Origin of the sequence: Paraburkholderia edwinii (assembly GCF_019428685.1) — a bacterium.
In the GTDB taxonomy this organism is placed as follows: Bacteria; Pseudomonadota; Gammaproteobacteria; order Burkholderiales; family Burkholderiaceae; genus Paraburkholderia; species Paraburkholderia edwinii.
In genome coordinates this window covers 2,074,476-2,086,832 of sequence record NZ_CP080096.1, presented here as the reverse complement: position 1 = coordinate 2,086,832, position 12,357 = coordinate 2,074,476, and the positions used below count along the sequence as shown (strand labels likewise).

The 12,357-nt window shown below is 63.4% G+C and carries 10 protein-coding genes; 7 read left to right on the top strand and 3 right to left on the bottom strand.

Going from position 1 to position 12,357, the window contains the following annotated elements; genetic code table 11:
• Window position 1 precedes the first annotated feature (1 nt).
• Window positions 2–490 carry a low molecular weight protein-tyrosine-phosphatase gene (locus tag KZJ38_RS31055; protein ID WP_219800885.1) on the bottom strand — a complete coding sequence of 163 codons (489 nt, stop codon included), beginning with the start codon at window positions 488–490 and terminating at the stop codon, window positions 2–4.
• Window positions 491–492: 2 nt separating this feature from the next.
• Window positions 493–1,557 (bottom strand): polysaccharide biosynthesis/export family protein, encoded by a 1,065-nt coding sequence (locus tag KZJ38_RS31050; RefSeq protein ID WP_246641850.1) that lies wholly within the window; start codon window positions 1,555–1,557, stop codon window positions 493–495.
• Between the two features lie 467 nt (window positions 1,558–2,024).
• Between KZJ38_RS31050 and KZJ38_RS31045 the strand changes: the two genes are divergently transcribed.
• Both KZJ38_RS31045 and KZJ38_RS31040 read left to right on the top strand, forming a co-directional pair.
• Window positions 2,025–3,128, top strand: coding sequence for an OpgC domain-containing protein (locus tag KZJ38_RS31045; RefSeq protein ID WP_219800883.1), 1,104 nt, complete (start codon window positions 2,025–2,027; stop codon window positions 3,126–3,128).
• Window positions 3,129–3,326: 198 nt separating this feature from the next.
• Window positions 3,327–4,124 carry an alpha/beta hydrolase gene (locus KZJ38_RS31040; protein WP_246642084.1) on the top strand — a complete coding sequence of 266 codons (798 nt, stop codon included), beginning with the start codon at window positions 3,327–3,329 and terminating at the stop codon, window positions 4,122–4,124.
• Between the two features lie 90 nt (window positions 4,125–4,214).
• Here KZJ38_RS31040 and KZJ38_RS31035 read toward each other — a convergent pair whose 3' ends face one another.
• Window positions 4,215–5,318 (bottom strand): AI-2E family transporter, encoded by a 1,104-nt coding sequence (locus KZJ38_RS31035; protein ID WP_219800881.1) that lies wholly within the window; start codon window positions 5,316–5,318, stop codon window positions 4,215–4,217.
• A gap of 331 nt (window positions 5,319–5,649) precedes the next feature.
• Between KZJ38_RS31035 and KZJ38_RS31030 the strand changes: the two genes are divergently transcribed.
• From KZJ38_RS31030 to KZJ38_RS31010, 5 genes are all read left to right on the top strand, one after another.
• Complete coding sequence (locus tag KZJ38_RS31030; RefSeq protein WP_075160686.1) at window positions 5,650–5,940, top strand: DUF3331 domain-containing protein; 291 nt, start codon at window positions 5,650–5,652, stop codon at window positions 5,938–5,940.
• 697 nt (window positions 5,941–6,637) lie between these two features.
• Window positions 6,638–7,852 carry a sulfotransferase family protein gene (locus KZJ38_RS31025; RefSeq protein WP_219800880.1) on the top strand — a complete coding sequence of 405 codons (1,215 nt, stop codon included), beginning with the start codon at window positions 6,638–6,640 and terminating at the stop codon, window positions 7,850–7,852.
• A gap of 448 nt (window positions 7,853–8,300) precedes the next feature.
• On the top strand, window positions 8,301–8,642 hold the full coding sequence (locus KZJ38_RS31020) for a DUF4148 domain-containing protein (protein WP_219800879.1): 342 nt from the start codon (window positions 8,301–8,303) through the stop codon (window positions 8,640–8,642).
• 205 nt (window positions 8,643–8,847) lie between these two features.
• Window positions 8,848–9,654 carry an alpha/beta hydrolase gene (locus tag KZJ38_RS31015; protein WP_219800878.1) on the top strand — a complete coding sequence of 269 codons (807 nt, stop codon included), beginning with the start codon at window positions 8,848–8,850 and terminating at the stop codon, window positions 9,652–9,654.
• Between the two features lie 128 nt (window positions 9,655–9,782).
• Complete coding sequence (locus tag KZJ38_RS31010) at window positions 9,783–12,353, top strand: adenosylcobalamin-dependent ribonucleoside-diphosphate reductase (protein ID WP_219800877.1); 2,571 nt, start codon at window positions 9,783–9,785, stop codon at window positions 12,351–12,353.
• Window positions 12,354–12,357: the final 4 nt, after the last annotated feature.

Sequence of the window (12,357 nt, the reverse complement as noted above, 5' to 3'; positions counted from 1 at the left end):
TTTAAACAGTCGCGATTACCGGGCCGCCGCGTGAAACCAGCGTCTCGATACGATCGGCCCATACCTCGACCGCATCGGCGGTAATCGCTGCACAAGCGTCGAAGTCGGTACGCGTGCCGCGAAACGGATCGGCAATATCGAAATAGGCGGGCGCACCGGCTGCGTCAATGCGTAGCCCAAGGTTGAATACGCGCCCGCGTGCAAATGGAAACTGCTGCTCGATATAGCGCCGTTGTGCACTCTCCATCACGAGCACCAGCAATGCCTCGCTGCACAGCCGTTTATCGAGGCGCCGCGCGCGATGCGCGGACAGATCGATGCCGAAGGCGCGCATCGCATCGCACGCAGCGGGATCGGCAGGCTGACCATCCAGCGCCGCCACGCCCGCCGACCCTATGCTGCAACCGGGCAGTCGCTGCGAGAGCAACGCTTCCGCCATCGGACTGCGGCACACATTCGCGTGACACACGACGAGTACGAGCGCCCCCATCGTCAATTCCCCAAAGCGGCGCGCTCGACCGCGTATGCCGCGGATGCGCTGCCGGTCAGTTGGGAGATCACACGGTTCCAGCGCACGACACCGGCCGCGTCGACATAGACGATGTCGTTCGGCTGCAGCGGAAACTGCTGCGCGATCGCCAGCGTGAGCGGCGTCTGGGCGTTGAGATGGAACACTTGCATGGCCTCCTTGCCCGACGCAGGCCGCACCAGAAAGACCTGCGCGGGGTTGCTCGTCGCCGGATTCGCGGCCGCCTCGCCGAGCGCCTGAGCCAACGTCAGACGGCCATCCGAGTGAAATGGCAGCGGACCCGCCTTTTGTACTTCGCCCATCATGAAGACGCTGTAGTCGGTGGCCGGCGGCACGCGCACCTCGTCGCCATCGACGAGCTTGATCTGCGTCGCATCGAGGCCGTGCTCGGAAAGATGCGGCACATCGATCCGATAGCGCTTGCCTTTGCGAGTCACCGTGACGCGGCTCAGATCGCCAGTGCTCAACGCGCCGTCGGCCACGTGCAGCGCCTGCGCGAGCGTCATCGGAACATCGGTGATGGGCTTGAGTCCGGGGGCGTGAACTTCGCCGTTCACATAGACCTTCTTGCTGCGAAAGCCGACTACGCGCAGAGAAATCTGAGGATCGCGAATAAACGGCTTGAGCTGGCCGATGAGCAGCGTCTGGGCTTCCGTTTCAGTCAGACCGGCCACGCGCAGACGGTGCACATAAGGAAACTGAATCGTCCCATCATGCCCGACAGCGAAACCCGGTACGGATTGACTGGCAAGACCAACACTTACGGGCAACGCGCCGCTGGTAGCGCCGACGTCGTACGTCAGGTTGGGCACCACGAGTTCCGGGTGGTCCCATACGATGACCGACAGCACGTCGGCTGCCCCAATACGATAAGGCTGCGGTGCGGCAACCAGTGCGCTTGCGTCGTCGGATGCCTCGATCGGCGGCGCATCGCTGCCGATACGGCTCACGAGTTCTGGGGTGATCTCTGTGACGGCCACGCCCTGCTGTCCCGGAGCGGAGTCCTGGTGCGGAGTGTCGACTCGCATTCCCGGCGCGATTGCACACCCCGATAGGGCGGCAGCCGCGGCGATCGCACACGCGGTAAAACGGATACGCATTTCGCTTCTGCTCAAACAAAAAGCGACGACAGTCGTCGTCGCGTGACAAAAAGCGAATGCGCGCTACGAATCCAGCAAGCCTCGCTTCAAAGAGGCACTCATCGTAAAGACACAGCACCAGCAGGTTCGGCCAACCTCCGAACCGTTTTCGCCAAACGCTATCTCTTTTTCGTTCGTGTTTCGTTCGCGATGGTGATGGCGATGGCAATCGGCGGCGCGCGCGCACGTTCGCAGTGCACACCTGTAATGCCTCGAAACACTTTCGAACAATCGGGCACGAGCGCGGCCGGAACTCGCGTGTCATTCGCAGAGTCTGTCAATGCGCCACATGTTTGCATGCATGGCTCACAGGCACTCCTGTCTGCTTACACAGACGCGCGCTATCCATACACCCCATGCCAACCCCCACCTCCCGCCTGATCGAACTCGACTTCTTCCGCGGACTCGTCCTGCTCGTGATCGTCGTCGATCACATCGGCGGCAGTATCCTGTCGCGCTTCACATTGCATACGTACGCGATGTGCGATGCCGCCGAAGTATTCGTTTTTCTCGGCGGCTTCGCGACGGCGACCGCATATCGCTCGCTCGCCGAGCGGCATACCGAAGCGATCGCGCGGCAACGCTTCCTGAAGCGCGCGCTCGAGTTGTACCGCGCGTTTCTGATTACCGCGGTGCTGATGCTCGTCGTCACGGCCGTACTCACCGCGTTGCGCGTCGATGCGCCGAATCTCGCGATCACCGATCTCGACGATCTGCTCGACACGCCCGCCCCCGTGCTCGGCGACCTGCTACTGTTCCGCCGCCAGCCGTATCTCGCGTCGGTGCTGCCGATGTACGCGTTCTTCGCGCTGTCGGTGCCGGCCGTGCTGCCGCTCGCGCACAGCAAACCATGGTTGCTGCTGGCGGGAAGCCTCGCACTGTGGGCGATCGCGCCGGCCGTTGGCGGCATGCTGCCGATCGCCGACGGCGCGCAATGGGACTTCAACCCGTGCGCGTGGCAATTGATGTTCGTGCTCGGCGTGCTTGTGCGTTGCCAGCCGGTCTATGAACGCATAAGCATGCATCGCGACGGTTGGCTCGTAACCGCGCTTGCCATCACCATCGTCGCGGTCGGTGCGTATTACAAGCTGTTCATCGAAACCGCGCCGATGGACGGCAGCCTCAAGCAGAATCTGTCGTGGCTGCGCGTGTCGAATTTCCTCGCGATCGCGTGGCTTACCGCGCACATGATTCGCGCCGGCTGGGCGAAAAAGCTCGCACAACGGCTGCCGTGGATCGGTCAGGTCGGACGCAAAGGGCTGCTATGCTTCGTCGCGGGCACCGTGATCTCGCTCGTTGTCGATTCACTGCTGTACAAGGCAACCGAGGGTTATCTGAACGTGCCGCTCGGCCTCGTGGCGGACGCAGTGGCAATCGGCGCGCTGATTGCGGTTGCGAAAGCGTCGGCGCCGATCTCGCGGGTTTTCGCACCGAAGCTCGACAACCCGTCGTCGAGCTAGCGCGCGAGCCCTTCGTTCCTGCTCGCGTCGCTTTTATCGCTCATGCGCAGACCGCTTCGACGACTATTCCGGCCATCCATCGGGTTCGTGTGCTGTTTCGTCGCGCTCGCTGCGGCAGCGCATGCCGTTGCGGCGGTGGGCAACCGCATCAACGCAGCGGTCACCACGGTGGGAACGTCCGCGCCTGCCGTCGCCGGCATGGCGCCTGCCGCAGGCACGAGCACAGTCGAAACCCGCGCGTTTTATTCGAATGCGCTGCAGCGCGACTGGTCCTACGTGGTCTATCTGCCGCCAGGCTATCGCACCGACGGGCCGCGCTACCCGGTGCTCTATCTGCTGCACGGTAACGACGACGACGCGCATCGCTGGATCACGCACGGCCAACTGCAAACCGTCGCCGATGCGCTGATCGCGCACAAGGACATCCCACCTGTCGCGATCGTGATGCCGCAAGGCGGCACCGACTGGTACGTCGATCGCAAGGAGAAGATCGAAACCGCGTTCTTCCGCGACATGCTGCCTCACATCGAATCGCACTACGCGGTATCGAATGAAAGGAAAAGCCGCGCGATCGGCGGAGTGTCGATGGGCGGCTTCGGCGCGTTGCGTTACGCGATGCTTGCGCCCGATCGCTTTTGCGGCGTGCTGCTGTTAAGCCCCGCCATCTATTCGGGCGAACCACCGCCGCAATCGGCCGCGCGCCGCGTCCATGTATTCGGCGAAAACCGCTTCGATGCCGACGTCTGGCACGCGCTGAACTACCCCGCGCTCTGGCAGCGCTACATGAGCCAGCCCTACCGGCTGCCGATGTTTATCGCCGCCGGCGACGACGACCTCGTGATCCAGGCTGAAGCGTCTCTGCTGTACACGCATCTGCGCGAAGCGGGCAATCCGGCCGCGTTGCGGATTACCGGCGGCGGACATAACTGGGATACGTGGGCCGCCTTGCTGCCCACCGCGCTTAAATATGGTTTGTCATGCCTAAAGTCGGCGTAACGCATGATGTGCGATGTTGTCGCTTTCACCAGGCCGGCGTCAGCCCTACAACCCGAAAGCCGGCCATGGCGCAATTCGCCTTAACAGAGCCTATCGGACGAAATCGGTCCACAGCACCATCAGCACCGTCATCAGCGCGGGCCCGATAAAAACGCCGAGCAGCCCGAACGTTTCCGCGCCGCCTAGTATCCCGAACAGCACTAACAGAAACGGCAGCCGCGTCGAGCTGCCGATCAGCACGGGCCGCACGAAGTGCTCGGCGATAAACACGATCACAAAGCCGAACACGACGACGCCGATCGCGCCGGCCGTGCCGCCCTGCAGAAAAAGCCACAAACCCGCGCAGCAAAACACGATTGGCGCGCAGAACGGCAGCATCGCGGCAATCGCGGTGACCACGCCGAGCAGCGTCGCGTGCGCAACGCCCGTCACGGCATAGGCGATGCCGAGCAGCACGCCTTCCCCAATCCCGACCACCACCAGCCCCGACACCGTGCCGCGCACGGCGCCCGCCATGCGCTCGGCAAGCTGCGCGCTTTCGTTGCCGAACGCGCGGCGCATGCCCTTCAGCACCGCGCCGGACAGGCTCGGGCCCGCCTGCAGGATTACGAACAGCGTGACGAGCGTGAAACCGAACACCATTAACGCGTGCGCGGCCCGCGCGCCGAAATGGCGGCCAAATGTGACGACCGCGGTACCGTGCAGTCCTTTCATTGCCGGCGAAGCTTTCAACGGCTGTCCTAAGTTCGTGTTCCACCAGTTCATGACCTGCTCGGAGCCGAACGGCAGGTGCGACACGAAGTCCGGCATCGGAATACCGTTCTGCTCGACGTAGTGCAGCCAGACCGTCACGTCATGCGCCTCCGCGGCAGCCTGCGCAATACCAATGGCGGCCGGCAGCACGAAAAGCAGCGCGACAAGGACGGTCAGAAATGTCGCAATGATCGTCGTGCGGCCGTTGAAGGCCGATTGCCGCTCGATCCTGCGAAACAGCGGCCACAGCGAGGTAGCGATCACGCAAGCCCATGCGACAGCGGGAATGAAATCGCGCACGACCCATAACGCCAGTAACACAAGTGCGGTAAACAGCGCCGCCGAAGCGGCCCGCTGCATCCTGCGGCGGCTATGTGTATCGGCGCCGGGCGATACGCGCGGCGGGGGCCCAGGAGGAACAGCGGGTGGGCGTGGAATCATATGGCCTCTTCATGTGTTATTGGGGGGCGAGGATTGTTCGGCGTGCGCGCGAGTAGCGCGGCGCGCGTCGTACAGTTCGCCGGTCTGCACATCTTAAAGGACGGGGACATCCCCAGCCTGCCGGTCTGTGCGGGCCTTGCACGGGGTACAAAAGCTTGTTGCGGGAATGGGATCGATCGGGCACCGCGCGCCGGAAAGGCCGATATCGCGTACTTCAAAAGCTTTCATCCCAATTATTGCGAATCAGGCAACAGTATTTCAACGCCCGCACAATGGCGCTGACGCGCTGACGGGACTACATTCGGGCACACCCGAATTTACGGAGCCGACCATGACGACGTTAGAGTGCGTACCACTGCTCGGTGCCAACGGCTTGCGCATCGAGATTCTCGAGCGCTCCGAAAACACGCTGGTGATCCGCTGGGTCGAACCCGGCAAATGTCACTATGGCGAACAGCGTTGGCGCCGCCGCTCGGCACACACTTCAGGCACGTGCGCAGTTTCGCGCCGCAAGATCCGCCGCGGCGACGCGGTGTTCAAGCCGGCCGAACGGCCCGCGCCGCTCAATGCGGCTGCAATGATCGCAGCGGACATCCTCGCCAACCTGATCAACGGCATCTAGCCCGCGGGCAGGTAGCACCCTTCATACGGGACCGCTTGCCGTCGGTCCGGGATCGTCGACAGCGCGCGAAAACGCGCAGCGCGACGGCCGTTTTTCCAGCAATGCATTCGTCGTTTGCGCAAGGCGCCGGCGGCGGGGGTGCTGTCGCCCTGGGCGGACGTGGCTATCCCTGGCGATACCTGGTTATCCCGAACGGGTTCCTGAAAGGCTTGCCTTAATGGATCACGAACTTGACTGCCGTGATCATCGGCAACGCACTTCAGCCCTGCGCGATGCGTGCTAGCACAACGACAAGTCACCCATGCACTCAATTCGGGCGATTTGTGCCACTTCGCTCACTTCGTCCGCCACCGCACCACTTCGGCGCGCGGTTTGATACCGCGTTTGATACCGCGTCGACACCGCTTCGAAGACATCATTTCCGCATCCGTCCTTGCGCCGGACGATCGCCCTCCCCGCAGCCTGTCACTCCCTGCACGCCCGCGTCGCGCAAGCGAACTTCGCCCAATACTGAAGTGAATCGACTCGATGAATTAGAATGATTCCGGCACTGCGGCGTTAGCGGATTGTGTGGTGTTTTTCCACCATTCGACAGGATCGCAAAACGAGTTCCGTCCGCTCGACAGTCGCGCGCACGTAGTGAAGACGAATCCGAAGCGGTTCACGCTACACACCGGCAGGATGCGGGAGGGGTACCTTGTTCAAACAATGGATACACAGCACGCATAGCATCTCGCGGCTCGCATTGACGAGCTCGCGGCTTTCCGCGGCCGAATTGCTGTCGAGCGCGCGCGCAAAAACGGGGCTGCACGATTTCGGCCCCGAGCCGATCGAAGACGCCCTCGACCAGCTGCAGACCGCGGTTTACGAGGAAGCGGACCTGAGCCTGTTCGGCCGCATTTCGACGCACTGGGACACCCTGCGGCTGCTCACGAACCTGCTGATTCTGCGCGATAAAGAACTCGCCGATCCGCGCATTCTCGAGCGGCCCGTTACGCAGCCGGTCTTCGTGCTCGGCATGCCACGCAGCGGATCATCGTTTCTGCACTCGCTGCTCGCCGAAGACGACGCAAGCTTCGCGCCGCGCTGCTGGCAGGCCATCTACCCGTATCCGGACCATCCCGCCGCCGGGCGCCGCGCGGGGCCGCGCAAGGTGCAGCGACAGTTCGATTTCTTCCATCATCTGGCGCCAGATCTGCGCAATGTTCACCCGTTCGATGCGCTGACGCCGCAAGAATGCACCGAGTTCACCGCGCACAGTTTTCGCAGCCTGCGCTTCGAGACGATTTACCACGTGCCGTCGTACAAGCATTGGGTGCAACAGGCGGGCCACGTGCAGGGCTATCGCACGCACCGGCGCTTCCTGCAGCATCTGCAGGGTCCGCGCGCGACGCGCTGCGTGCTGAAGTGCCCGGACCACGTCTTCGCGATGGAAGCACTGCGCGAGGTCTACCCCGATGCGCGTGTGATCTTCACGCATCGCGATCCGCTGAAGGTGCTGCCATCGGTGGCGCGGCTCACGGAAGTGTTGCGCAAGCCGTTTGCACGCCACATCGATAAGGACGCGATCGGCCAGCAGGTCAGTTCCGACTGGGCCAACGGCGCACAACAGATCATCGCGGCCGACGCGCGCGGCCTGTGGCCGGACGAGCATGTGTTTCACGTGCACTACAAGGCGCTTACCGCCGCGCCGCTCGATACCATACGACAGATTTACGACCACTTCGGGCTCGAGTTCACCGAGCCATTCCGCAACCGGCTGCAAGAGCAGATCGCGCGCAAGCCGACCGGCGGCTACGGCAAGAACGTCTACCGGTTTGCGGACTTCGGCTTGAGCGCCGAAGAAGAACGCGAACGCTATCGCGACTATATGACCCACTTCGATGTGGCCGAGGAAGTCGCCGTTCAGTGACCTTGCCGGCAACGCGCCGCGCTGTTTTCCGCAGGCCGCGCACTGCTGTGTACGCCGTTCTTCGCTGCTGCCGGCGTCTAAGGCCGCAGCATTCTGAGGCAACTTACACTGATTGCCTGTCGCATGGTGCAAGCCGCTTGTGCGAACGGATAGTTCTCCGGCCATGCCGGTTATCCGAACGTATAGGCGCGTAGCTACACCGTATCGCCCTCCCTGCTTCGCTTATTCCAACGTATTGGAAAGTCCGACCATCGTCACGCCGTGGCGGACGATCGTATCCCTTTACGCTCGCGCGCTCCAAAACTAAATTTCCCCCATCGCGAGTGCAAGCGCTGTTGGGTAGAACCGAAACGCACTTCCGATATTCGATTGAATCGCGTTACGTGCTGGAAGCCGTCCTCAATGACTGGCTTTCTACCTCAAATACACTCGTTAAGGAGTCCAACTAATGAACAAGATCACTGTTGCCGCCATGCTCGCGGCTACCCTGCTCGCCGGTCCGATCGTGGCCCATGCGCAAACCAGCGATCCGGTCACGCGCGCTGAAGTGCGTGCCGATCTGGTCCGCGTCGAACAGGCCGGGTACGACCCGTCGGCCGGCGAAGACGTGCACTACCCGGCCGATATTCAGGCTGCCGATGCGAAGATTGCCGCGCAGAGCGACAGCTCTTACGGCGGCGTGGCGCAAGGCACGTCCTCGTCGGGTTCGAAGACGACGCACCGTCATACGCCGATGCGGTCGAGCTGTGTCGGGCCAGTCAGCTTTTGCAACATCTATTTCGGCAGCTGAGTGGCAGCTGAGTGGCAGCTAAGTGGCAGCTAAGTGGCAGCCAAGCGACCAACCAGGCCAGCCACCAGGCGTTCGATATGACGGTCCTGCGCAAGCGCGCACGGCACAGGACCGCCTTCCCTGATGTGTCGCCCCGTATCGATTTCGTGCGCACCCGCATGACTTTCGCGTTACCACCCTTCACCCCCAGGAAACGGACTCACCCATGAAATTCTCCACTGTCGCAGCCCCGGTTCTCGCACTGTCGACGATCGTTTCGGCAAGCCTCTTCGCGCCGACGGCCGCACTCGCACAAGACACGCATCCGGCCGCCGCGCCCGTCAAAAACATCGTGCTCGTGCATGGCGCATGGGTCGACGGCTCGGGCTGGAAGCCGGTCTACGACATCCTCACGAAAGACGGCTACCACGTCTCGCTCGTGCAGGAACCGCTGACCTCGCTCGCAGACGATGTGACCGCAACGAAGCGCGTGCTCGACCTGCAGAACGGCCCGACGATTCTCGTTGGACACAGCTATGGCGGGTCGATCATTACCGAAGCGGGCGTGCATCCGAATGTGGTCGGCCTCGTCTATGTGGCCGCGCATGCGCCCGCCGTCGGCGAAGACGAAGGCGCACTCGGCAAAGGCAAGCCGAGCTATACCGCGCAGCAACCCGGCGCGATCGAGAAGACGCCCGATGGCTATACGTACCTGAACCCCGCGGACTTCCCGAAGGACTTCGCAGCCGATCTGCCCATCGCGCAGGCGAAGTTCGAAGCGCATTCGCAGATGCTGACGGCCGCGCAAGTGTTCACGACGCCGCTGACCGCGGCCGCGTGGACGACGAAGCCGAGCTGGGGCATCGTCGCCGGCAACGACAAGATCATCAATCCCGATCTCGAGCGCTGGTACTACGCGCGTGCGCATAGTCATACCACGGTGATTCCGGGCGCGAGCCATTCGGTCTATGAATCACGGCCGCAGCAGGTGGCGGCGGTCATCGAAGATGCGGCAAAGCACGCGCAGCAGTAAGCGCAGCACCGGCTTCGCGCCGCAAGCGATGCGCGAGGGATCGCGCATTGCAGTACCCCGCCGTCTGCGTTAAGGTGGCTCTGATCGTGCCGTTGCGCACCGTGCGCAACGGCGCCTGGAGACTGCCCATGGCCGACACCGACCACGAAATCCGCCCGCTCGACCACGCCATCGCGCCCCAACAGTTTTCGCTCGACGTGCTGCTCGAAAAGTACGCCAAGGGCGACGAGCGCAGCGCGGACGATGTCTACCGCCGCGTCGCGCGCGGCGTGGCAATGGCTGAACCCGAAGCGTTGCGCGCGCAGGTCGAAGAGCGTTTCGTCGATAACCTGCGGCACGGCGCGCTCGGCGCGGGCCGCATCATGAGCGCGGCGGGCGCCGGCATTGCGGCCACGCTGATCAACTGCTTCGTGCAGCCGGTCGGCGACAGCATCCAGGGCGTCGACGACGAAGGCCTGCCCGGCATCTACGTCGCGTTGCTGCAAGCAGCCGAAACGATGCGGCGCGGCGGCGGCGTCGGCTACAACTTCTCGGCGATCCGTCCGCACGGCGCGCGCGTGCACACCACCAGTTCCTCCGCATCGGGCCCGTGCAGCTATATCGATGTGTTCGACGCCTCGTGCCGCACGGTCGAAAGCGCCGGCTCGCGGCGCGGTGCGCAAATGGCCGTGCTCGACTGCTCGCATCCGGACCTGCTTGAATTTATCGAAGCGAAGCATTCGAAGGGGCGCTGGAACAACTTCAACGTATCGGTGGCTGTTACCGACGAATTCATGCAAGCCGTCGAGAACGATCTGCCATGGCAGCTCGTGCATCGCGCGGAACCGTCGCCGTCGATGCGCGCATCGGGCGACCTGCGCCAGCGCGCCGACGGCCTCTGGGTATACAGCGAGCGCCGCGCGCGCGACATCTGGGACAGGATCATGCGCTCGACCTACGATGTCGCCGAGCCCGGCATCGTGTTCATGTCGCGCATGAACGACGACAACAATCTGCGCGCAGTCGAGAAAATCCGCGCGACCAATCCGTGCGGCGAACAGCCGCTGCCGTCGTACGGCTGCTGCAATCTCGGCCCGCTCAATCTCACGCGCTTCGTCGTCGATCCGTTCGCGCAGATGCAAGGCCGCACGCCGTCGTTCGACTGGGACGCGCTGGCCGAACGCACGCGCATTCAGGTGCGTTTTCTCGACGACGTGCTCGACGTCACGTTGTGGCCGCTCGAAGAGCAATACGCCGAGTCGCGCGCGAAGCGCCGCATCGGCGTCGGCTTCACCGGCCTGGGCGACACGCTCGTGATGCTGGGCCTGCGCTACGACTCCGCGGAAGGCCGCGAATTCGCGGCGAAAGCCGCGCGTCTGATGCGCGACGAAGCGTATCGCGCGTCGGTCGAACTCGCACGCGAGCGCGGCGCATTTCCGCTCTTCAATGCCGCGCAATATCTCGACGAAGGCACGTTCGCGTCGCGCCTGCCCGACGACGTGAAGGACGCGATCCGCACACACGGCATTCGCAACAGCCATCTACTGTCGATCGCGCCGACCGGCACCGTGAGCCTCGCGTTCGCGGACAACGCATCGAACGGCATCGAACCCGCGTTTTCGTGGACGTATTCGCGGATGAAAGTGATGGCCGACGGCAGCCGCGCCTCGTTCGCCGTGGAAGACCACGCTTACCGGCTCTTTCGCGAACTCGGCGGCGACGTCGAACGCCTGCCCGACTACTTCGTGAGCGCGCTCGAGATGTCCGCGCGCGACCACCTCGACATGATGGCCGCGGTGCAGCCGTATATCGACACGTCGATTTCCAAAACCGTCAACGTGCCGGCCGATTACCCGTTCGAAGCGTTCGAGAGCCTTTACTTCGATGCCTGGAAAGGCGGCCTCAAGGGTCTCGCGACCTACCGCCCGAACGAAACGCTCGGCGCCGTGCTGTCCGTCGATACGCCGCAACCGGCCGACGCGCTCGCCGACACCGACCTCGACCCGCTGCGGATTGCGATCGATCATCGGCCCAAGGGCGAGATGCCTGCGATTATCGAAAAGGTCGAATACCTGACGCAGGCGGGCAAGAAATCGCTGTACCTCGCGGTGTCGTTTATGGAAGTGACCGGACGCATCGGCGGCGCCGATGTGACCATCGAGCGGCCGATAGAATTCTTTATCCCGGCCGGGCAACGCGACGAATCGCAGCAATGGATCACCGCGACGATGCGTTCGCTGTCGCTGGCCGCGCGCGGCGGTTTCGTCGCGCGCAACCTGCAGGATCTGCGTAAGGTTTCGTGGGATCGCGGCCAGGTGCGTTTAGGCGACGTGCAGCGTCTCGACGGCACACGCTCGCCGCGCTGGCACGACTCCGAGGTCGCGGCGCTCGCCTATGCGCTGCAGCAGATCCTGCACCGGCGCGGCTTTCTCGATGCCGAAGGCAATCAGGTGCCGTCGCGGCTGCTCGCACGCCTGCCGCATACGCACGCGCTGCCGCTTCCGATCTCGGCAAACCTGAACGTACAACAACAGCGACGACAACAGCCGCAGCAACATCAGGCGACGGCAGCAGACGAAGTCCCGCAAGACGAGACCGCCCTGCACGTATTGCGTTCGATGCACGGACGCACATGCGGCATCTGCGGCGCGAACGCGGTGATCCGCAAGGACGGTTGCGACTTTTGCACCGCGTGCGGCGAAATCGGTGCATGCGGGTAATTGC